Source organism: Streptomyces sp. PR69 (assembly GCF_026420845.1).
In the GTDB taxonomy this organism is placed as follows: domain Bacteria; phylum Actinomycetota; class Actinomycetes; order Streptomycetales; family Streptomycetaceae; genus Streptomyces.
In genome coordinates this window covers 1-20,726 of record NZ_JAOWCB010000012.1, presented here as the reverse complement: position 1 = coordinate 20,726, position 20,726 = coordinate 1, and the positions used below count along the sequence as shown (strand labels likewise).

19 protein-coding genes are annotated in these 20,726 nt (G+C 68.0%); 9 read left to right on the top strand and 10 right to left on the bottom strand.

The window, feature by feature from the left end; all coding sequences use genetic code 11:
- The first annotated feature begins 94 nt into the window (after nucleotides 1-94).
- From OF819_RS14035 to OF819_RS14025, 3 genes are all read left to right on the top strand, one after another.
- On the top strand, nucleotides 95-1,096 hold the full coding sequence (locus OF819_RS14035) for an SEC-C domain-containing protein (RefSeq protein WP_267243838.1): 1,002 nt from the start codon (nucleotides 95-97) through the stop codon (nucleotides 1,094-1,096).
- Nucleotides 1,097-1,167: 71 nt separating this feature from the next.
- A complete protein-coding gene (locus tag OF819_RS14030) occupies nucleotides 1,168-4,296 on the top strand; it encodes a DUF3427 domain-containing protein (RefSeq protein ID WP_267243837.1) in 3,129 nt (1,042 codons plus the stop codon).
- 77 nt (nucleotides 4,297-4,373) lie between these two features.
- The gene (locus OF819_RS14025; RefSeq protein WP_267243836.1) at nucleotides 4,374-5,279 is read left to right on the top strand and encodes a restriction endonuclease; all 906 of its coding nucleotides are present in this window, start codon (nucleotides 4,374-4,376) and stop codon (nucleotides 5,277-5,279) included.
- On the opposite strand, the gene OF819_RS14020 is transcribed toward OF819_RS14025, so the two are convergent.
- Nucleotides 5,249-5,917, bottom strand: coding sequence for an ATP-binding protein (locus tag OF819_RS14020; RefSeq protein WP_267243835.1), 669 nt, complete (start codon nucleotides 5,915-5,917; stop codon nucleotides 5,249-5,251). The genes OF819_RS14025 and OF819_RS14020 overlap by 31 nt on opposite strands.
- Nucleotides 5,918-6,120: 203 nt before the next feature.
- Here OF819_RS14020 and OF819_RS14015 point away from each other — a divergent pair, with 203 nt between their 5' ends.
- Nucleotides 6,121-6,966, top strand: a complete 846-nt coding sequence (locus OF819_RS14015; RefSeq protein ID WP_267243834.1) for a helix-turn-helix domain-containing protein — start codon at nucleotides 6,121-6,123, stop codon at nucleotides 6,964-6,966.
- Nucleotides 6,966-7,160: a DUF397 domain-containing protein gene (locus OF819_RS14010; protein WP_267243833.1), complete on the top strand. Its 195-nt coding sequence runs from the start codon at nucleotides 6,966-6,968 to the stop codon at nucleotides 7,158-7,160. The genes OF819_RS14015 and OF819_RS14010 overlap by 1 nt, the downstream gene beginning before the upstream one ends.
- 82 nt (nucleotides 7,161-7,242) lie before the next feature.
- On the opposite strand, the gene OF819_RS14005 is transcribed toward OF819_RS14010, so the two are convergent.
- Nucleotides 7,243-8,508: a VanZ family protein gene (locus OF819_RS14005; RefSeq protein WP_267243832.1), complete on the bottom strand. Its 1,266-nt coding sequence runs from the start codon at nucleotides 8,506-8,508 to the stop codon at nucleotides 7,243-7,245.
- Between the two features lie 443 nt (nucleotides 8,509-8,951).
- Here OF819_RS14005 and OF819_RS14000 point away from each other — a divergent pair, with 443 nt between their 5' ends.
- Nucleotides 8,952-9,692, top strand: a complete 741-nt coding sequence (locus tag OF819_RS14000) for an alpha/beta hydrolase (protein WP_267243831.1) — start codon at nucleotides 8,952-8,954, stop codon at nucleotides 9,690-9,692.
- 101 nt (nucleotides 9,693-9,793) lie between these two features.
- Here the strand turns inward: OF819_RS14000 and OF819_RS13995 are convergent, their stop codons facing one another.
- The gene (locus OF819_RS13995) at nucleotides 9,794-10,363 is read right to left on the bottom strand and encodes a maleylpyruvate isomerase N-terminal domain-containing protein (RefSeq protein ID WP_267243830.1); all 570 of its coding nucleotides are present in this window, start codon (nucleotides 10,361-10,363) and stop codon (nucleotides 9,794-9,796) included.
- A gap of 334 nt (nucleotides 10,364-10,697) precedes the next feature.
- Here OF819_RS13995 and OF819_RS13990 point away from each other — a divergent pair, with 334 nt between their 5' ends.
- Nucleotides 10,698-10,979, top strand: a complete 282-nt coding sequence (locus tag OF819_RS13990; RefSeq protein WP_267243829.1) for an acylphosphatase — start codon at nucleotides 10,698-10,700, stop codon at nucleotides 10,977-10,979.
- A gap of 51 nt (nucleotides 10,980-11,030) precedes the next feature.
- Here OF819_RS13990 and OF819_RS13985 read toward each other — a convergent pair whose 3' ends face one another.
- Nucleotides 11,031-11,297 (bottom strand): DUF1876 domain-containing protein, encoded by a 267-nt coding sequence (locus OF819_RS13985; protein ID WP_267243828.1) that lies wholly within the window; start codon nucleotides 11,295-11,297, stop codon nucleotides 11,031-11,033.
- 22 nt (nucleotides 11,298-11,319) lie between these two features.
- A complete protein-coding gene (locus tag OF819_RS13980; protein ID WP_267243827.1) occupies nucleotides 11,320-11,757 on the bottom strand; it encodes an SRPBCC family protein in 438 nt (145 codons plus the stop codon).
- 246 nt (nucleotides 11,758-12,003) lie between these two features.
- Between OF819_RS13980 and OF819_RS13975 the strand changes: the two genes are divergently transcribed.
- Entirely contained in the window at nucleotides 12,004-12,804 is an 801-nt protein-coding gene (locus OF819_RS13975; protein ID WP_267243826.1) for an excalibur calcium-binding domain-containing protein, read from the top strand.
- Between the two features lie 216 nt (nucleotides 12,805-13,020).
- Here the strand turns inward: OF819_RS13975 and OF819_RS13970 are convergent, their stop codons facing one another.
- From OF819_RS13970 to OF819_RS13950, 5 genes are all read right to left on the bottom strand, one after another.
- On the bottom strand, nucleotides 13,021-14,346 hold the full coding sequence (locus tag OF819_RS13970; RefSeq protein WP_267243825.1) for a DUF445 domain-containing protein: 1,326 nt from the start codon (nucleotides 14,344-14,346) through the stop codon (nucleotides 13,021-13,023).
- Nucleotides 14,347-14,469: 123 nt separating this feature from the next.
- Complete coding sequence (locus tag OF819_RS13965; protein ID WP_267243824.1) at nucleotides 14,470-15,207, bottom strand: DUF1707 SHOCT-like domain-containing protein; 738 nt, start codon at nucleotides 15,205-15,207, stop codon at nucleotides 14,470-14,472.
- 276 nt (nucleotides 15,208-15,483) lie between these two features.
- Nucleotides 15,484-16,578, bottom strand: a complete 1,095-nt coding sequence (locus OF819_RS13960) for an ABC transporter ATP-binding protein (RefSeq protein ID WP_267243823.1) — start codon at nucleotides 16,576-16,578, stop codon at nucleotides 15,484-15,486.
- A 27-nt stretch (nucleotides 16,579-16,605) separates the two neighbouring features.
- Nucleotides 16,606-17,541 carry an ABC transporter permease gene (locus tag OF819_RS13955; RefSeq protein WP_267243822.1) on the bottom strand — a complete coding sequence of 312 codons (936 nt, stop codon included), beginning with the start codon at nucleotides 17,539-17,541 and terminating at the stop codon, nucleotides 16,606-16,608.
- Nucleotides 17,534-18,334 (bottom strand): ABC transporter permease, encoded by an 801-nt coding sequence (locus OF819_RS13950; protein ID WP_267243821.1) that lies wholly within the window; start codon nucleotides 18,332-18,334, stop codon nucleotides 17,534-17,536. Before OF819_RS13950 ends, OF819_RS13955 begins: the two co-directional genes overlap by 8 nt.
- Before the next feature lie 181 nt (nucleotides 18,335-18,515).
- Here OF819_RS13950 and OF819_RS13945 point away from each other — a divergent pair.
- A partial coding sequence (locus OF819_RS13945; RefSeq protein WP_267243820.1) for a transglycosylase domain-containing protein occupies nucleotides 18,516-20,726 on the top strand: 2,211 nt, incomplete at its 3' end.

The window sequence follows — 20,726 nt, the reverse complement described above, 5'->3', positions numbered from 1 at the left end:
GGGCGCACGATAGGCGGCGCCGGTCCAAGTCACCAGGAGCAGGTGAGAATCGGGTCACCCCGCTGGACCCGCCCACGGCAGTACGGTGTCTGGCATGCGCCCCGACACGCCTGCCGACCACTCCGCCGAAGCCGAGCGCCTGCTGCGCACCGCCGAGCGCTACCCCGAGGACACCGAGCCGCTGCTCCTGCGGGCCGCGGCCCATCTCGAACTCGCCGGCGCCCGCGAACGCGCCTCCGCCCTCTACGACCGTCTGCTCACGGGCTCCCCGGAGCACCCCCTGCTGGTCAAGGCGCTCCAGGCGGCCAACCTCTGGGAGTACGGACACGAGGCCGAGGCCCGCACCCTGATCAACGGCGTCCGCGCGGCCGCCCCGGCGGACGCGGCCCCATGGGAGATCATCGCGGAGACGCTGGAGTCCCACGACGAGCTAGAGGACTCCCACGACTGCTTCACCGCGGCCCTTGAGCTGCTCCTCCCGGCAGGCGAGGACGACGTCCCCTACTCCGTCCAGTCCCTGCTCACCGGCCGCCATCGCGTCCGCCGCCTGCTGGGCCTCCCCCACGACGACCGCGACGCCCTGGCCGACCGCGTCCACACCGGCGACATCTCCCTGGACGAACTCCACGACCCCAAGCGCCTGTGGGCCCTGGGCTCCGACAACCCCGCGGAACTCCAGGCCGAAATCGCCCGCCTCCACTCCGAACTGGGCTCCTACCGCTCCGCACTCTCCCGCCCCTTCCCGGTGACCGTCCTCCACTGGCCGGAGCCCGAGTTCCACGAACTCCTCACCGCCTGCCCCGAGCTGCAGACGGAATACCCCACGTACGAGGCCCACCTCACGGACATCGAGGCCTCCCTCCGCGAACTCGCCGCCACCGGCACCCGCAACCTGGGCATCGTCCGCGGCACGGTCCCCTCCTACGAGGCCTTCGCCGCCTCCGAACAGTCCACCCCCGCCAACCCGGCGCTGCTCCCCCAATACGCCACCACCCTCGCCGCCCGCGGCCACGCCACCCCGTGGCCACCCCCCAAGGACACCCCCTGCTGGTGCGGCTCCCACACGACCTACCGCGACTGCCACGGGGACGGCTAATACCTGATCCATGTCAGTGGGGCCTGGTACCACTAGAGCAACAAACGGGAGGGACAGAGGTGACCGGCTCCATGGATACAGATCAGCCTGTTGCCGGGCTGTATGAGCAACTCATCACGCTGCGGCTTGAGCACCAGCTGGAAAACCTCAGCCACGGCGGTAGCTGGCAGGCCATCGACGATGCGGTCAGCCCGGATTCGACACCTCATATCCTGGCGCGGCATGTGGCGGCGACGACACAGCGGATCCTCGAACGACTGCCAGCTGATGAACGGGTCCACGCGGCGAATCACATCCTCGAGTCCATGAACACGCTCGAGGGAGCCCGTGAGTGGGTTGACTTGGTCGCAGCCGGTCCGCGACAGCTACTTGCCATCGCCGAGCAGGAGGCCAAAGGTGTCTATGCCACCCGCCCGGCGACGCCGCTCTCCGAGACAGCGCTCATCACCAATTCACCGGAGGACCCAAGCCTAGGGTTTGAGCTTCGTGCTGAACTCGCCACTGCCGATAGAGTCGACCTCCTGTGCGCCTTTGTGAAGTGGCACGGGCTCCGTGTTATCGAGCAGTCACTTGAAGCAGCCCATGCACGTGGAGTACCCATCCGCGTCATCACCACGACGTACATCGGAGCTACGGAGCGACGAGCCCTGGACAAACTGGTCCAGCGTTTCAACGCCGAGGTGAAGGTCAATTACGAGCTGCGATCCACTCGGCTCCATGCCAAGGCATGGTTGTTTAGACGCAAGAGCGGCTACGACACCGCATACGTCGGAAGTAGCAACCTCTCCAAGGCCGCGCTGCTCGATGGCCTGGAGTGGAACGTTCGTCTCTCCTCCATTGCCACTCCTGATGTACTCCGTAAGTTCGAAGCGACCTTTGACTCCTACTGGAGCGAGTCGGCTTTTGAGCAATATATGCCGGACAGGGACTCGTCGCGTCTTGATGAGGCACTCCAGCGTGCGGCGCGAGGCACCAGCACCGCCCCGGGTGGACGTATCACGCTATCGGGCTTGGAGGTTCGCCCCTACCCTCATCAGCGCGACATGCTGGAGCGGCTTGAGGTGGAGCGCACGGTCCATGACCGCCACCGCAATCTTCTGGTGGCCGCCACCGGTACCGGAAAGACCGTCATGGCCGCCCTTGATTACAAACACCTGCGACAGCAGTACGGTCGTGACCTGCGACTGCTCTTCGTTGCGCATCGGCAGGAGATTTTGCGGCAGTCCCTGCGCACGTACCAAGACGTACTCGTTGACGCCAACTTTGGTGAGCAGCTACACAGCGGCATTGTACCGGAAGACTGGCGGCATGTCTTCGCGAGTGTGCAGTCACTCAACGCTCGCTCCCTGGAGCGCTTTGCGCCCGACCACTTCGATGTCATCGTCATCGACGAGTTTCACCACGGCGTATCCCCTACCTACAGACGGATCATCGACCACTTCACCCCCTTGGAGTTGCTCGGCCTTACCGCTACGCCGGAGCGCATGGACGGACGCAACGTCCAGGATGAGTTCTTCGATGGGCTCATCGCCGCCGAAATGCGCCTGTGGGAAGCCCTTGAGAACGATCTGCTCAGCCCCTTTCACTACTTTGGCATCACAGACAACACCGATATGAGCGCCGTTGCCTGGAAGCGCGGATCATACGATGTCTCAGAGCTCGACAACCTCTTCACAGGGAATGACGCTCGGGCACGTCTCATCGTCCGAGCGGTCATCGACAAGGTTACTGACCCGCACTCGATGCGAGCCCTCGGGTTCTGCGTCTCAGTAGCGCACGCGCACTTCATGGCACGATTCTTCGAGCGTGCAGGGTTCAAGGCATGCGCTCTCTCCGGGGAGACACCTCAAGAAGAACGAAAGGCGGCTCTCGATGCTCTCAAGTCGGGCGAGCTTCAGATCATATTCTCTGTAGACATCCTCAACGAGGGCCTCGATATCCCAGACGTCGACACACTGCTGCTTCTGCGCCCCACATCGAGTGCCACCGTCTTTCTCCAGCAGCTCGGCAGAGGGTTGCGGCGAACCGAAAATAAACCGGTACTGACCGTGCTGGACTTCATTGGGCAGCACCGCAAGGAGTTTCGATTCGAGGAACAGTTCCGGGCTCTCACAAATCTCACTCGTAACCGCTTGCTGGACAGCATGGAGCATGACTTCCCCCAACTGCCGTCCGGCTGCCAGATCATCCTTGAGTCCAAGGCCAAGGAAATGATCATCAACAACGTCCGAAGCCAGCTCAGCGTCAATGTGACACAACTCGCCCGCGAGGTTGGCCAGTTCGGCGAGCTTCATCTCTCCACCTACCTGAGAGAAAGCGGCCGGGAGTTGAAGGAGCTTTACCGCGGCAACGGCAACTCCTGGACAGGGCTGCTCCGTCGCGCGAACCTGCTGCCCAAGGAAGGTCCTGAGGGGGAGCACACGCTACTGAAGCGCGTATCGGCCTTCCTGCATGTCGACGACCCGCAGCGGGTTGCCACCTATAGCAGACTGCTGGACGATGACGCACCTGCGTACGCTGAGCTCGACGAGCGAGAGAAGGCTTATGCGCGCATGCTCTACTTCTCGCTCTGGCCCTTGGGAGGCTTCGCCTCCTACCAGGAAGGGCTGGCTTCGCTCCGCCCGCACCACGCCTTTCGCAATGAGCTCCGTCAGGTCCTGGCACACACCCTCGACCGAGCCGATCACGTACCCATCGCACTCACCGGCGACCTAGCCGATCTACCGCTGACGGTCCATGCCTCTTACAGTCGCGAGGAGATCCTCCCGGCATTGGGCCAGTCATTCATTGGTGGATTTATGCCAGGCCACTTCCGCGAGGGAGTGAAATGGTGTGAAAGCATCAGGACGGATGCGTTGCTGATCACCTTGGAGAAGGATGCCAAGGACTTCTCTCCGCAGACGCGCTATCGCGACTATGCCATGAGTGACTCGCTCTTCCATTGGGAGTCTCAGAACCAGACATCGGAGACTTCCCCGACCGGCATCCGCTACCAGACCCACGCCACCCAAGGCAGCCATGTACTGCTCTTCGTCCGTCGCTACAAGAAGACCGATATCGGTGGCCCACAGCCGTGGATGCTCCTCGGCCCCGCCAACTATGTGGAGCACAAGGGAAGCAAACCCATGGGGGTTACCTGGGAGCTCAGACATGAAATGCCAGCGGATGTCTGGACCTACTCCACGATTGCCGCAAGCTAGCGGTTAATCATCCCCCGACCTCATTCCTTGCACGACTAACGAAGAAACGATTCACCGACGACACCGAGGGCATTTTTATGCTGGACATACAAGTTGACGAGCACCGTCGACGTCAGGAGATCCACGAACAATACGGTGGTAGCCCCCAAGGGGGAATCTGCCCCTCCGGGAAGGGGCCTTATATATTCCTCTTCACCGATCACACCAAAGGCCCGCAGTACGGCTACAGAGACGGCTGGGGGACAGATGGCTACTATCACTATTGCGGAGCGGGTCGACACGGAGATCAGCAAATAACCCGCGGCAATAAAGCAGTCTTGGAACACACCAAAACCGGAAAGTCGCTCCACCTATTTGAGGGGATAGCAGCTGGCGTTGTCGCCTACCGAGGCGAGTTTGCGCTGGCGAGTGATAAGCCCTGGTATCGAACCGAAGCTCCTGACGTCGAAGGCATCCAGCGATCGGCCATCATGTTCCGCCTTATGCCGGTGGATGCTTCTTCAGCAAGAGAGCCAAGGATCAACCGAATCCCGGCGTCACAGACGGAAGTTGAAACTACTCCGGTAGAACGCAACCTCACCCCCACGACGTCCGCTAACCGCTCTAAGGAATCGATCATTATAAAGCGGCGGGAGTCGGAGCTAGTCGGCGACTACCGTGATCACCTCGTCAACCTGGGGCATCAGGTCAGTCGATTCAAAATACGACCACAAGGAGAATCCAACTCCCTCTTGACCGACCTCTATGACGCCACCACGGACACACTGATAGAGGCGAAAAGCGCCGCCACACGCGAAGCCATCCGCACGGCGATCGGCCAACTCTTCGACTACCAGCGTTTTATAACGCCAACGCCGTCGCTTGCGATCCTCACGCCTTCTGAGCCACGCAAGGATCTGCGCGACCTCTGTGCCGCGCTCTCCATTCAGACGATCTGGCGGACGGAGCAGGGCTACGCCAGCAGCGAGACATCGTCGGAGTAGGCTTCGGCCTCAAACAGCATCTGTGCCCGGTCCAGCGCTTCGTTGGGATCGCACCCATGGGCGCGCATCCAGTGCAGTAGGTCGGCCATGAGGATGACCGCGTCTCGTTGTGCCTCGCGGACGCCCATCTGACCGAAGACCTCCCACCTCTCTGGCGACGCGCTACAGATCGCCAGAACAGCCTCAGCCTTGCTCACCCGGACATCCTTGAAATGGCCACGCGCCGAATCGAGCCCGGTAGCAAGTTCACACCATGTGATCTTCGAGTCGCCTTTGAGGACGACACCCCACCGCTCGGCCGTCGCGTCGACCAGCGCCATGCCTCTCCCCTCCTCGTCGTCCACCTGCGTTGACACGAGCGTGGGGAGAGCCCGCGCGTCAGGGTCGCGGATCTCGATACGAACAGCAGGGCCGCTCGTCGACACGGCAAGTGTCGCGGGTGTTCCTGACCCCACGTGACGGACCACATTGCTGACCAGTTCAGTGACACACAGCTGAGCCGCTTCGATCACGTTCGGCAGACCCCAAGTCGTCAGGTGCAGCCGCATCACCCGCCGCAGCCCGGCTACCTCCCGCGCCTCCGCAAGGAACGGAAGTTCCCAAGGCTTCCTTGGGACTTCACACCGACACTCGTGCATTTCCAGTCACCTCTCCGGCAGACGGTAGTTACACGCGGTAGCGCCTCGCACCGCTATCGTGACAGTGGAACTCTCAAAATGAAACTCTCATCACTGATGTGAGGGAGCGCAGAACCACATGTGCGCGCTCCCCGCGCACGCACCTTGTCTGTGCAGCGGGTAGGCATGCACGCTCGGGCAGATCAACACGAAGGGCCACAGCAATGGCAGTTGGACCGACCACACGCAGGCGACAACTCGGGGCCGACCTGCGTCGCCTACGGGAGCGCGCAGGCCTCACCCTTGAGGAAGCGGGGGCACGCGTCGGTATCTCCAAGGCGACCCTGAGCAGGTACGAGACCAAGGAGGGAAGCGTCAAGTGGCCCGCTGTCGATGCCTTGTGTCGTGAGTACGGTTCGAGTGAGCAAGAGCGGAGCACACTGGTTGAACTGGCCAAAGGCGCCAGGATCAAGGGCTGGTGGCACTCCCTCGCCGACCCGATCCCCGAGTCAATGAACCTCATGCTGACCTTGGAGGACGAGGTCGTACGCGAGGACCATTACGCCTGCATGTACGTCCCCGGGCTGCTCCAGACACGGGCGTATGCCGAAGCTGTCCACCGCGCTTCCGAAATGCGATGCAGTGAGCAAGAGATCGCACACATGGTGGACATCCGCATGAAGCGACAAGAGCTGCTGGACAGAGAGGAACCGCCACATATCTGGGCCGTGGTCGACGAAGCCGTCATCCGCCGGGTCGTCGGCGGGCGCAGCGTGATGCGCCGACAACTGGACCACTTGAGGGCGCTCGCGGGCGAGCCCCATATCACCGTTCAAGTGCTGCCCTTCGCAACGGGGGCTCACGCTGCTGCCGTGGGCAGCTTCGTCGTCCTGGGCGGTCCCACTCCTGAGCTGGATGTGGTGTACGTGGACATCATCGGGGGTGGCCTGTTCATGGAGAAGCCCGAGGAGCTTGACCGCTATAAGCTGGCATTCGAATATTTGCGCGCCCAGGCGCTGGACATTCCATCCTCGGTCGCGCTCCTCGACCGGGCCTGCAAGGAGCTGTGATGGACAGCGACAACCTCAAGTGGATCAAGTCCTCGCACAGCGGCGGCAGTGGCACCGAGTGTGTGGAGGTAGCTCGGCTCAACGCGCGTACAGCGATACGCGACAGCAAGGATCCGCTGGCCGGGCAGCTCGTGATCCCCGCGCAGGCGTGGGGCGTCTTCATCGGAGCCGTGCGGGAAAACTGCCTCGGCTGAGTCGGGTCGGCGCGTGTGCCACCTGCGCACGCGAAGCACGGCACCCGCCACCGACGACGTCATTGTTCGATTCCCGCACTCACTAGACGTCGGGTGTCACCAGGTCCCCGGTAACGGCGTCGATGAACACGTCGGACTCGTCTTCACCTTGCACGCCCACCATCCATACCGGGCGCCACTGGCCACTGACCTTCTGGGCAAGGAGGACCGAGGCGACGGGGTCGCTGCCCGAATGCTTGCGGACCACGTCCGCGAGACCAGCCTGCGTGACCTTTGAGCGGGGCATTACGGGGTCCGTCACTGGGTCGGCCGTGAAGCCCAGCAGTCGGCCGGCCGAGGTTACCGTCAGGTCAAGGCGCATTGGCATCATCACGCCGTCCCCATAGCGCCGGTAGGTAAGTTGGTGCATGGCCCGGTTTCCGGTGTCGGCAGCCAGGATGTCGGTGGTCAGCCTGGCACCATGGATCTGTTCGGGGAACCACTGCTCGGCGAATCGCTTGCCGACCTGTACGGCCTGCTCGTGGGTGAGATCGCCCGGTTCGGCCTCGTTGTCGTTCACCGCAGCGGCGACAAGGGTCTTGTCCGGCCACCGTCCCGTGATCTGGCCAAGCGATGTGGTGGCAGTGATGAGCCCTTCGGCTTTGTCGTACTCGGATCCTTCGTACTCTGCGTTGGGCCCGAACATGTCGCGGGCCGCTTCCGTGATCCACGCGTCGGCGTTGTCCGCCTGTTTCTCCATGGTGCGCTGGCGGGCGTGTTGTGCAGGCTCGTCATAGGCACCCAGGTCGGCAGAGCGTACCCATACGACGAGGACGACGGCAGAAACGCCGAGGACGGCGGCCGATGTGGCGAAGTCCTTCCACACCGGCCGCCTCCAGGTGCGGACCAGAGCCCAGCCAGCCAGGGTGCCGATCAGCGCGCCTGCCGTGTTCATCACCGAGTCGGTGACCGAGCAGGACCGCCCGGCGACCACCGTGGCCTGGGCCATCTCGATCATCCAGCACGCGGCGACCGAGCATCCTGCGACAGTCAGCGGCCGCTTGAACAGCATCGTCAACAGCAGTGGCGCGGGGATGAACAGCGCAACGTTCAGCCACGCAGACGACGAGCCAGCGGCCTGCGCCAGGGACCATCCCGTGTCGCATGCCGACTCGCCGGCCGCCCCCGCCATGCCGGGCATCAAAGTGATGGTGACGATCCCGCACACCGCTCCAGCCGCGAGGACAGGCAGGAGCACAGGCCGGTCGCGGCTACGGGTAACGAGCGCCACCACGGCAGCGGACATCGCCCACAGCACAGCGAATGCGGCCAGCAGTCCGGGGACCGCGCCGATGGATGCTTCAATCACGTGCGGGCCCGTTTCAGCAGAATTTGACCGACGGACATCAGCACGGAAGCACGACAGTGAGCCTCCGTCAACTTGAAGTCGCAGGTCAGATGGCTGGCGTGCCGGTCTGTCGGGGTGCTCACGCTGGTCATGGGCGGCTGTCTGCGCAGTAGATCGTCCGTCAGCGGTTGGTTGCCGGTTTTCGGTGCTCGAATCGGTGGCGGACGTGCGCTTCCCGACCAGTGACAGACGTGACTCCGACGCGGTGGTGTTCGGCCACAGAGCCTCCGCAAAAACCCGTTGGCGGAACCACGGCGGCCACTGCTACGTTTCCGGAGGCTGTGCAAGACAGCGAGGAGGTGGTACCCGTGAACGTATCGACATGGGTGCTCCCCTCCGGGGTCACGGTCGGGCGATAGGTCGTCCGGGAGCGCCGTTCAAGGGCACTCCCGAAAGGTACGACCATGCAATTCACTTCCGAACAGCGTCTCGACGACGCTGTTCTCGAGCGTGAATTCACCCTCGGCGAGATCCCCGGCATCCTGTGGACGCCCGGATCCGCATCCACATCCGCACCGGCGCCGCTGATCCTGCTCAGCCCCCCTCCTCTCGGGCTGCGCAAGGCGTACCCCCGACTGGTGGCCCGAGCCCGGCACTCCGCGGCGGACGGCTTCGTCACGGCCACCATCGAGCTCCCCGGAAGCGGCGACCGGTCCCGCCTGACCGCCGCCGAGCAGGCCCTCGCCGACTTGCGCCGGGCTATGGAGGCCGGCGAGCCGGTCAGCGACGAGATCATCGACGCCCTCATCCTCCCCCTGGTCGACAAGGCAGTCCCGGAATGGCAGGCCGCCCTGGACGCCCTCCTGTCGCTGCCCGAGATCGGCGGCCCGGTCGGGTACTCGGGGGGAGTGATCTCCATCGGGACCCGGCTGGCGGTCGTCGAGCCGCGCATCTCGGCCGCTGCTTTGTTCGCCGGGAGCTTCGTCCCTCGCGCCATGTTCGAGGAGGCCCGCCAGGTCACCATTCCTCTGCACGTCCTGCTGCAGTGGGACGACGAAGGGAACGACCGGCAGGCGGCCCTGGACCTGTTCGACGCCTTCGGCTCCAAGGAGAAGACGCTGCACGCCAATATGGGCGGGCACACCGGCGTCCCGCAGTTCGCGGGGGACGCCGCGGCCCAGTTCTTCACCCGACACCTGAAGTGACGCCGGGCCGTCAGGCCACCAGCAGACAGACGGTAGCCGTGTTGGCCAGGATGCTGCTCATCTAGTGCTATGACCGCATAGGTTCACCGAGTTGAGTGCGCTCAGTCGAGCAGTGCCGCCTTCCACACCCACGACGTCCGGCGGGGCAGACCGTCTAGGTCCCCGCGTCCGGTGCACCACAGCAGCACTCGGACGGGCTCGCCGGGCGGGGCGTCGGGGAACAGTCGGTTGAGCACGGCCGCGCATAGCGGTGTCGGCGGCAGCCAGTCCACGCCCAATCCGCGGGTGATGTCGTTGGTGTGCAGCAGGATCTCGGCGACGCCCATCGCCGCGAACCCCGTCGGGTCGCACGGGCCCCAGTGCCAGGCCCGCAGGGACCGGTCGGCGGTGGCCAGCGCGCTGCCGAGTAGTCCGCCGCAGGCGGCGGCCACCTGCAGCACCTCGGCAGGCGAGGCGGTGGGTCGCACGCGCAGATCGAAGGGGAGGTAGGCGTCGGCCGGGCTCGCGGCGAGCTGGCCCGCGTAGGCCAGCAGGTCGTGGCCGATGTGCGCGGCCGTCTGCTGGCAGCTCCACTCCAGCGGGCCGGCCGGAACCGTCCAGTCCTCGCCCGTGCGAGGCCCCAGTACCTCCAGCATCTCCGCCACGGCGGCTTGAACGTCTTGGTGGTCCATGCTCAGCCCGCCGAATAGGTCGTCTTGGCGTGCGCCACAGTACCCGTCGTCGCAGCCAGGGCTGCTGTCATGACTGCTGCCGCAGTGGGTAAGTGATCCGGCCGACCTCGCCGTCTCGTTCTCCAGCCACACGGTCAGGCCGCGGTTGCGTTGAGCGAGCCAGCGAGGTCGGCCAAGCCCCGCGATGCCGAAGCCTGGCCCGATACGCCGGTCGGCCGCCGTACTGACGTTGCTTCGGGGCAGCGCAGCGTACGAGGAGATCGAGCGGCTGAGTCGGGTCGGCGCGCCAGGGGAATGACCCGGATCGGGGCGTGGGGCTCATAGCATCCGGGGCATGGTCGTGCGGAAACGTGTCGTGGTCGGCGGGGTTGTGCAGGGTGTGTTCTTTCGGGATACGTGTCGGCAGACCGCCCAGGAGCACGGGGTCGCCGGGTGGGTGCGGAATGTGGGGCGGGGGGAGGTCGAGGCCGTGTTCGAGGGGGAAGAGGACGGGGTCGAGGCGCTGGTGCGGTGGGCGCGGCGGGGGCCTGCGGCTGCTGTGGTGGAGCGGGTTGAGGTGCGGGATGAGGCGCCCGAGGGCTTGGGGGCGTTCGAGGTGTTGCCCAGCGTGCGGTGACGCGGGGCCGGGGTGAGGGGGAGAGAGCGGCCCCGCGTCGTCGGGGGTTGGTCAGATGGTGAGGTCGGCCGGCCTGTGGGTGTGGCTCTCCACGTCCGCGGCTGCCTGGCCCACAAGCTGGTGGGCCAGTTCGGAGCAGGCACGGGCCGCTGCGAGTTCTTCGCCGATCTTGGCGTCTGGAGTGTCGGCGGGATTGCGCCTGGCCACGCCCATGCCCTGGACCGCTGGTGCTTCCGGTCCGCTGAGCGAGGCCTTGCACGCGGTGCGCGTCCCGTCCTCTTCGAACGACAAGTCGATGTTCCAGTGCTGCGTCGTCATGACGGATCACCTGCGCCGTGCTTCATCGGGTGGGATGTGACTCCACCAGGTCTCTGAACTGCTGCAGGTCTTCGCGGACCATCCGCTCGATCGCGGAGGACTGGGCGAAGCCCTTGGGGCCCCCGAAGGCGCTGTGCGCCTCGTGGGGGTCGTACTCCATGCGCACCTGCACTCTGGTGTGGTCCGAGTCGATCGGCAGGAGCGAGACGGAGCCGCTCAGATGCGAGCCGTCCGTGGTCCGCCAGGTCATCGTGGACTGCGGGCGCAGGTCCTGGGTGTCGGCGTCGATGCCGTGGGCCGTGCCGCGGGTGTCGACGTCCAAATGAACCCCGGTCGCTCCCTCGCGCCGCGCGTCGCGGCAGCCTTCGACGAACCGGGGATAGTCCTCGACCTGGTGCAACTGCTCCCAGACCGCGTCGCCGGATGCTTTGATGTCGATCTGTTCCTCAAGTGTGGGCATGACGGTCTCCCTGTCTTCTTCCAGGGTGCGTCCCCACAGCGCACCGCCGCAACGCAGGCGTGCGCAGGCGTATTCATCCGACACATGCCGTCACAGCTTGATTACGGCGGGCACGCCGTCCCGTGCGGCGTGGAAGCATCTGGCCCTTCTTCCGTTTCATCCGTACCGGAGAGCCTTGGGGGGCCAATGAACGCTGGGGAGATACGCAAGAGGACATCAGGACGCCGGAAACTGATCGGGACGGCTGTGGCGCTGGGGATCTCGGCCGTGGGCTGCGGAGGCGGTGCGGGCAGTGCGGGCAGCGCCGACAGCACAGGGGGCGACAAAGCGGGAGCCGCCGTCCCGTCCGCGGTGAGCGCCACGCCGCTGGACGCCGACGCCACGGCGTCCAACACGCCGAGCCCCACGCCCACCTGGTCGTTCGCCCTGCGCGACGACGCGGACAGCACGGAAGCCGGCAAGCGGGTCGTGATCGCGGTGCTGGACAACGACACCGTCACTTCGCCGTCCGGCGCCACGAAGGGCCTGGACCTGGATCTGACGGTCGACGCCGCGCCGGGCCATGGCACCGCGACCGTCGACGGCGCGCGCATCGCCTATCAGCCGACGGCCGGGTACAGCGGGCCGGACGAGTTCACCTACCGGGTCGAAGGCGGCGACGGGACGGGCGGCACCGCCGTCGTACGCATCAATGTGACGGCCCCTCCCCCGGTCTACTACCGCAACTGCGATGCCGCCCGCGCCGCCGGAGCCGCGCCCGTGCACCGCGGCGACCCCGGATACGGACGCCACCTCGACCGCGACGGCGACGGCGTCGGCTGCGAGCCGTACAGCGGATCGAGCGGCGGATCGAGCGGGGGTTCAAGCGGAGGGTCGACCGGCGGGTCCAGCGGAGGGTCGTCCAGCGGAGGGAGCGGAGGCGGGGGCAGTACGTACTACAAGAACTGCACCGCCGCCCGCGCCGCCGGAGCCGCGCCCGTGCACCGCGGCGACCCCGGATACGGACGCCACCTCGACCGCGACGGCGACGGCGTCGGCTGCGAATGAGCCCGGAACAGGCTGCGAATGAGCCGACATTGTGGCGGGCCTGAACAGGAGCGAGCTGAGCATGGCTTGAGCAGGGCCCGCCGGGCCTGAGCCGGGCCCGCCGGGCCTCAGCGGGTACTGAGCCGGTGAACGCAGGCCGCACCCCCGGCAGCCGGCGCGCCTCACAGGAGGCTGGGCGCCGGCCGCCGGGAACGCTCCCTCCGGCAGCCGCCGGTCTCACGCGCCCAGCGCATGCGCCACCGTGTAGATCAGCAGCCCCGCCAGCGCGCCCACCACCGTGCCGTTGATCCTGATGAACTGCAGATCCCGCCCGATATGCGCCTCGATCTTCCGCGAGGTGTGCTCGGCGTCCCAGCTCGCGATCGTCTCGGAGATGAGCGCGGTGATCTCGTGGCGGTACGTCGTCACCACATACACCGCCGCGTCCTCGACCCACCCGTCCAGCTTCGACTGGAGCCTGCCGTCCGTCGCCAGCCGCGCGCCCAGCGACAGCAGGGAGGCGCGGGCGCGCAGCCGCAGCTCGCTGCGGTCGTCCTCCGCCGCCGAGATGATCATGGTGCGGACGTTGCCCCACGCCGAGGCGATCACATCCTGCACCTCCGAACGCGACAGCAGCTCGGACTTCATCCGCTCCACCCGCGCCCGGGTGTCCGTGTCCGCCTGCAGATCCCTCGCGAAGTCCGTCAGGAAACGGTCGATCGCGCCGCGCGCCGGATGCCCGGGCATATCGCGCATCTCGGTGACGAAGCGCAGCAGTTCCTTGTAGACGCGCTCGCCGACCTTCCGGTCGACGAACCGCGGGGTCCAGCCGGGGGCCCCGCCCTCCACCGCGTCCATCACCGAGTCCCCGTGCAGAACCAGCCAGTCATGGGCGCGGGCGCAGACCAGATCGACCGCCCGGTGGTGCGCGCCGTCGGCGACGACCCGCTCCAGGGTCTTGCCGATGCCGGGCGCGACCTCCGCGGCGTCGGCGCGCCGGGTAATCGCCTCCCCCACCACCGCCTGCACATCGGAGTCGCGCAGCACGGTCAGCGCGCCGCGCAACGCCGTGGACAGCTCAGCCGTGACCCGGTCGGCGTGGTCGGGGTAGGCCAGCCACGCCCCCAGCCGGCGGCCGATGCCCACGGTGCGCAGCCGGGCCCGTACGACATCGCCCGACAGGAAGTTCTCCCCGACGAACGAGCCGAGCGCCGTGCCGAGCTGGTCCTTCTTCGTCGGGATGATCGCCGTGTGGGGGATGGGCAGCCCGAGCGGCCGCCGGAACAGCGCCGTGACCGCGAACCAGTCGGCCAGCGCGCCCACCATGCCCGCCTCCGCCGCGGCCGCGACATACCCGGTCCAGCCACCGAGGCCGACGTTCTTCCCCCAAGTGGCGAGGGCGAAGACCAGGGCGACGAGCAGCAGCATGCCCGTGGCGGTCGCCTTCATACGGCGGACGCCGCGCTGCTTCTCCGCGTCGGCGTCGGTGTATGCGAAGGCGGGGAGTCCGGTCGCCGGCGCACCGCCGCCGGCCCGTGTGCCGCCCCGCTCAGCAGTCTCCATGCCGCTCCACCCGTCAGCCCCGTCACCGTCAGACGTCCACGCGCGCGTGGACGGTACGCATTGTCCCTATATCAGGTACTCCCGGAGCGTGATCTGAGTTCCCGGATCAGTCGAGTTCCCGGATCAGTCGAGTTCCCTCGTGCCGTCCTCGCCCTTGTCGAGCCGTGGCCGCTGCTCCCGCTCGACCTGCTCGGCCCGCTCGGCCTTGAGCCGCCGCTTCTCCGCCTTGGTGCGCTTGCGCTCCACACCGACCCCGCCCATCAGCGCAAAGCCGGTGACAGTCACCCGCGGCGCGGCCGGATCCGGCGCGGCCTCCACGGAGCCAGAGCCGGAGCCGGACTCGCCGAAGCCGCCCATGAAGCCGATGCCGGTGACGACGACATTCAGATCGGGCGGTACGACGACATGGACGCCGCCCATGATCGAGAAGCAGCGGATCACTGCCTCCCGGTCCTCGAAACGGGCCTCGCGCAGATCCAGCTCGCCGCCGCCCATCAGCGTGAACGCGGTGAACCTCCGGCCCAGGGTCCAGCCGCCCCTGCGCCCGAAGCCCCCCCAGCATGCGAAGGCCCATCGGGAGGTGGCCGTACCGCCGATGCGCCGGGCCCAACCGCCGGGCGAGCGGTCGCCGGTGGGTGCGATCTGCGATCCGCCGTCGCCCGCGCCCGGGTCCGCCGCCGCGGGAAGGTCCCGTACGAGCGGCTCCAGATCGCCATGCGTGCGGGCCTTGTACGCGGCGTCCAGCCGCTCCTCGAACTCCTGCATGTCGAGGCGGCCTTCTGCGACGGCGTCGCGCAGCCGTTCGGCGACGCGTTCTCGCTCCGCGTCGGAAGCGCGTGTCTCGGGGAGTTCGTTTGCCATAGCGGCAGCCTAGGCGGTGTGGGCGGGGCTTTCCCCTCCCCTCCCCTTCCCGTAACTGGGGCTCCGCCCCAGACCCCGCTTTACGGGGGCTCCGCCCCCGGACCCCCGCGCCTCAATCGCCGGCGAGGCTGGGTTTCTGGCTCCTGCGCCTCAAGCGCCGGCAAGGCTGGATTTCCGGTCCCTTGCGCCTCAGTCGTCGGCGGGCTCATTTGAGCCCGTCCGGCGCTTGAGGGACACTGCCGCAGGCCGTACGGGGGTCTGGGGGCTTGCCCCCAGTTACGGGAGGTGGGGGTCCCCCACGCCCCCAGGGCGTAGGGGGAGGCGAGGGGAAAGACCCGCCGCAGGCGACCCGCCCTCCGTCCCCGCGGGCTCACCGTCCGCCCCGACGCCCCCGTCCCCGTCCCCACCACCCCGCCGCTCCTCGTACATTCTCGCGATCACCGCCTCGATGTCCGGCTCCCGCACTGACAGGTCCACCAGGGGATGCTCCGCCGCCAGCGCGGCCACCAGGGGCGCCGCCGAGGCGGAGGCCGGGAAGGCCAGCCACTGCCGCGGCCCTTCCACCCGCACCGTCCGCGACCCCGGCAGGGCGATGGGCGGCAGCTCGCGCTCCAGATCCACGATCAGCGTCCGCTCGCTCCGGCCCACCTCGTGCAGTCCGGCCGTCGGCCCGTCGTACATCAGCCGCCCGTGGTCGATGACCATCACCCGGCGGCACAGTTGCTCGATGTCGGTCAGATCGTGCGTCGTGAGCAGCACGGTCGTGCCGCGCTCCGTGTTCAGGTCGCGCAGAAACTCCCGCACCTTCGCCTTGGAGACCACATCGAGGCCGATGGTCGGCTCGTCGAGATAGAGCACGTCCGGGTCGTGCAGCAGGGCCGCCGCGATGTCGCCGCGCATCCGCTGGCCGAGGGAGAGCTGCCGCACCGGCACGCTCAACAGGTCGGCCAGTTCGAGGAGTTCCACGCAGCGCTCCAGGTTCTCCCGGAAACGCCCGTCCGGGATGCGGTACATCCGGTGCATCAGCCGGTACGAGTCCCTCAGCGGCAGGTCCCACCACAGCGTCGTACGCTGCCCGAACACCACGCCGATCCGCTGTGCCAGCCGGGTGCGCTCCCGCGACGGGTCGATGCCCGCGACGCGGAGCCGCCCCGCGCTCGGTGTGAGGATGCCCGTCAGCATCTTCACGGTGGTCGACTTGCCCGCGCCGTTCGGGCCGATGTAGCCGACCATCTCGCCGCGCGGCACGGTGAAGCTGAGGCCGTCGACGGCCCTCACCCGCCGCCGCTCGCGCCGCCATCGCCGCCCTCCCGCGTCCCGACGCCGTACGTCGAAGACCTTCTCGACGCCGTCCAGCTCGATGAAATCCACGCCCTGCCCCTCCCGTCTCCTCAGTCGCTAGTTCCCCGTGGAGCGGTACGCGCGCAGCCCGGCCCGCCACGCCAGCCCCGCCAGGGCGCAGCACCCCACGGCCACCAGCGGCGAGGCGAAGGCCGTCCACTGCGGCAGATCCAGCGGATACGGCCGCCCCAGCACGTACATCGCGGGCAGCCAGTTCACAAATGCCAGCGGCACGACGAAGGTGACCCCGCGCACCAGGTCCCGCGCGAAGATCGTCGGCGGATACTGCAGCAGGGTGTTCCCGCCGTACGTGAAGGAGTTCTGCACCTCCGCGGCGTCCTGCGCGAAGAACTGGAACGCCGCCCCGCCGACGAACAGCGCCCCGAAGATGCCCGCCCCGCCCAGCAGCATCAGCACCACGGTCAGCGCCCGCGGCACGGTCCAGTCGACGTCCAGCGCGTACAGGCCGTAGCCGAGCACCAGCAGCCCCTGGGTGATGCGGCCCAGCCGGCGCAGCGCGAACCGGTCCGCCGCCACCTGGACCAGCACTGGCACCGGGCGCACCAGCAGCGTGTCCAGCGTCCCGTCGCGCACCCGCCGCCCCAGCCGGTCCACCGTGCCGAGCAGCAGATCGACGATGCCGAAGGACGTCCCGGCGGCCCCGTACAGCAGCGCGATCTCGGGCAGCGAGTAGCCGCCCAGAGCGTCCACATGCGTGAACATCAGCAGGATGGCGGCGAAGTCGAACGCAGTCGCCGCGAAATTGCCGAACGCCGTCATCGCGAAGGACGCGCGGTAGGTCATCGTGGAGCGGATCCACATGGCCACGATGAGCCGGTACACGCGCAGCCCGTGCAGCACGGTCTCGCGGACGGATTCAGCTCCGTGGACGGCATCGGCCCCGCGGACGGGGCCGGCTCCGCGGACGGGGCTGGCTCCGCGGACGGATTCAGCTCCGCGGACGCGGCCGGCTCCGCGGACGGGATCAGCCACCCTGCACCACCACCCTCCGCGTGGCCGCCGACTGCAGCACCCGCCCCGCCCCCAGCAGCACCAGCGCCCAGCCGCCCTGGAAGGCGTACGCCCGCGCCAGCTCCCAGCCCGTGACCTTGCCCAGCAGCACATCCGCCGGCACCTGGAGCAGCGACGACCACGGCAGAGCGCGCGCTGCCTCCCCCAGCAGCCCGGGAAACAGCGTGAGCGGCAGCAGCATCCCCGAGAAGAACAGCCCCGCCAGCCAGGAGAGCTGGAGCACCCCCGCGCCGTCCAGCAGCCAGAAGGCGCTGAGCGCCACCGCGAACCGCACCGCGAAGCTCACCAGCACCCCCAGCGCCGCCGACACCAGGAAGGCCAGCCAGGTCAGCGGAGAGACGGGCAGCGCCAGTTCAAAGGCCAGCGCGCCCAGCGCGAGCGGAACAACCCCGCGGCCCACCAGATGGAAGGCCGCCCGGCCCAGGTCGGAGGCGAGCCACCACAGCTGGAGGTCCACGGGACGGTACAGATCCACCGCGATGCCGCCGGAGCGGATCCGCTCCATCAGCTCGTCCTCGAAACCGCCGCCCATCATGGCGCAGGTCATCAGCAGCGCCTGCCCCAGCCAGACATAGGTCAGCGCCTGCGGGAGGTCGTACCCGCCCAGCCCCGGACGCTGCTCCCACAGGGCGATATAGGTGTACGCCAGGATGAAGCCGAAGACCACATTGGTGACCATCCCCGCCGCCGTCGCCACCCGGTACGTCGCATAGCGCCGGAACCCGCCCGCCGCGACGACCGCGTACAGCCGCACCGCACCCTCCCCCTCCCGCCCGCTCACTCGCTCACTCGCCCGCTCACTCGCTCACTCGCTCGCTCGCTCGCCAAAGCGCACGACGCTAGCGGGACCGCGCCGCCCTCCGCGACCCATTTACACCCGGACAGCGACCTGACGGTTCATTGGATTTTGGGATGAAAAGTGCACTATGGGGAGCATGAGCGAAGCGCCACGGGAATCGGGTCAGGGCTGGCAGAGCTGGCAGGGCTGGACGCCCAGGGACGCCACCGCCGCAGGACCGCCCCCCGCCGCCGACACCGCGTCACAAACCCCGCCGGGCACGGCGTCAGGAACCGCCGGGAAGCGCCGCACCCGCCGCCGCACCGGTCTGCGGCGGCTCATCCCCACCCGCCGGATGGTGCTCGGCTCCCTCCTCGCCGGGCCCCTGCTCCTCCTCGCCGCCTTCGCGGCCGGCTATCTGCTCTTCGACATCCCGCCCGCCAACGCCGCGGCCACCGCCCAGTCCAACGTCTACTACTACGAGGACGGCACCCAGATCGTCCGCGACGGCGAGGTCAACCGCGAGAACGTGCCCCTCGACCAAGTGCCCCTGACGGTGCAGCAGGCCGTCCTGGCCGCCGAGGACCGCGACTTCTACACCCAGAGCGCCGTCGACCCCAAGGCCATGCTCCGCGCCGGCTGGAACACGCTCACCGGCAAAGGCGCCCAGTCCGGCTCCACGATCACCCAGCAGTACGTCAAGAACTACTACCTGAAGCAGGACCGCACCATCACCCGCAAGGTCAAGGAGTTCTTCATCGCCCTCAAGCTGAGCCGCGAATCGAGCAAGCGCGACATCCTGCAGGGCTACCTCAACACCAGCTATTTCGGGCGCAACGCCTACGGCATCCAGGCCGCGGCCCAGTCGTACTACGGCAAGGACGCCAAGGACCTCGACACCGCCGAGGGCGCATACCTCGCCGCCCTCCTCAACGCCCCCAGCGCCTACGACGTCGCCGCCCACCCCGACAACCGGCCCGCCGCCCTGGCCCGCTGGAACTACGTCCTCGACGGCATGGTCAAGGAGCTGTGGCTCAGCCCGGCCGAACGGGCCGCCATGGCCTTCCCCGCGCCCCACCAGGCCAGGCCCGCGGACGGCCTGTCCGGCCAGCGCGGCTATATCGTCCAGACCGTCGAGGAGTATCTGACCGGCAACCAGATCGTCGACGCCGAGGCGCTGGCCGCCGGCGGCTACCGGATCACCACCACCCTGCAGCGGGCCCGGCAGGACGCCCTCGTCCAGGCCGTCGAGGAACAGGTGATCTCCAGACTCGACCCCGGCAGCCGGGCGGAGGACCGCGCCGTCCGGGTCGGCGGCGTCGCCGTCGAGCCGCCCTCCGGCAAGGTCGTCGCCCTCTACGGCGGCGTCGGCTACACCGAGCAGTACGTCAACAACGCCACCCGCCGCGACTACCAGGTCGGCTCCACCTTCAAACCCTTCGTCTTCGCCGCCGCCGTCCAGCACGGCGCCACCACCCAGGACGGCCGCCGCATCACCCCCGGCACCGTCTACGACGGCGCCAACCAGCGCACCGTCGAGGGCTGGCGCGGAAAGCCGTACGCCCCCGAGAACGAGGACGACGCCTCGTACGGGCCCATCACCGTCAGCACCGCCACCGACCGGTCCGTCAACTCCGTCTATGCGCAGATGGCGGTGGACGTCGGCCCGGCGCGGGTGAAGCAGACCGCCATCGGCCTCGGCCTGCCCCGCACCACCCCCGATCTGAAGGCCTCCCCCTCCATCGCCCTCGGCCCGGCCACCGCCAGCGTCCTGGACATGGCGGGCGCGTACGCGACCCTCGCCAACCACGGCCGACAGGGCGCGCACGGCGCGTACACCATCGTCCAGAAGATCACCAAGAACGGGGCGGAGGTGCCGCTGCCCGCCGGGCCCGGCAAACAGGCGGTCAGCCGCGAAGCCGCGGACACGACCACCGCGATGCTGCGCGGCGTCGTCGACTCCGGCACCGGCACGGCGGCGCAGGCCGCGGGCCGGCCCGCGGCGGGCAAGACCGGCACGGCGGAGGAGGACCGGGCCGCCTGGTTCGCCGGCTACACCCCGGACCTGGCGACGGTCATCGCGATGATGGGCCAGGACCCCGTCACCAATGCGCAGAAACCCCTGTACGGGGCGCTGGGGCTGCCCCGCGTCAACGGCGGCGGGCCGCCCGCGCGGATCTGGGGGCAGTTCACCGCCGCGGCGCTGGACGGCCGGCCGGCCCGGGACTTCGAGCTGGAGCTCGCGGACGGCATGGCGGACGGGCTCCCGCAGGAACTCCGGCAGCCCTGGGAGGGCGACGGCACACCGTGGGAGCCGTACCCCTACGGGGCGACCGAGGAGGCGGCCGCGGGCGAGGCACGGGGGCCG

Coding starts and splice junctions, on each gene's coding strand:
- OF819_RS14035 (WP_267243838.1), top strand. CDS start 95: ATGCGCCCCGACACGCCTGCCGACCACTCCGCCGAAGCCGAGCGCCTG.
- OF819_RS14030 (WP_267243837.1), top strand. CDS start 1,168: ATGGATACAGATCAGCCTGTTGCCGGGCTGTATGAGCAACTCATCACG.
- OF819_RS14025 (WP_267243836.1), top strand. CDS start 4,374: ATGCTGGACATACAAGTTGACGAGCACCGTCGACGTCAGGAGATCCAC.
- OF819_RS14020 (WP_267243835.1), bottom strand. CDS start 5,917: ATGCACGAGTGTCGGTGTGAAGTCCCAAGGAAGCCTTGGGAACTTCCG.
- OF819_RS14015 (WP_267243834.1), top strand. CDS start 6,121: ATGGCAGTTGGACCGACCACACGCAGGCGACAACTCGGGGCCGACCTG.
- OF819_RS14010 (WP_267243833.1), top strand. CDS start 6,966: ATGGACAGCGACAACCTCAAGTGGATCAAGTCCTCGCACAGCGGCGGC.
- OF819_RS14000 (WP_267243831.1), top strand. CDS start 8,952: ATGCAATTCACTTCCGAACAGCGTCTCGACGACGCTGTTCTCGAGCGT.
- OF819_RS13995 (WP_267243830.1), bottom strand. CDS start 10,363: ATGGACCACCAAGACGTTCAAGCCGCCGTGGCGGAGATGCTGGAGGTA.
- OF819_RS13990 (WP_267243829.1), top strand. CDS start 10,698: ATGGTCGTGCGGAAACGTGTCGTGGTCGGCGGGGTTGTGCAGGGTGTG.
- OF819_RS13985 (WP_267243828.1), bottom strand. CDS start 11,297: ATGACGACGCAGCACTGGAACATCGACTTGTCGTTCGAAGAGGACGGG.
- OF819_RS13980 (WP_267243827.1), bottom strand. CDS start 11,757: ATGCCCACACTTGAGGAACAGATCGACATCAAAGCATCCGGCGACGCG.
- OF819_RS13970 (WP_267243825.1), bottom strand. CDS start 14,346: ATGGAGACTGCTGAGCGGGGCGGCACACGGGCCGGCGGCGGTGCGCCG.
- OF819_RS13965 (WP_267243824.1), bottom strand. CDS start 15,207: ATGGCAAACGAACTCCCCGAGACACGCGCTTCCGACGCGGAGCGAGAA.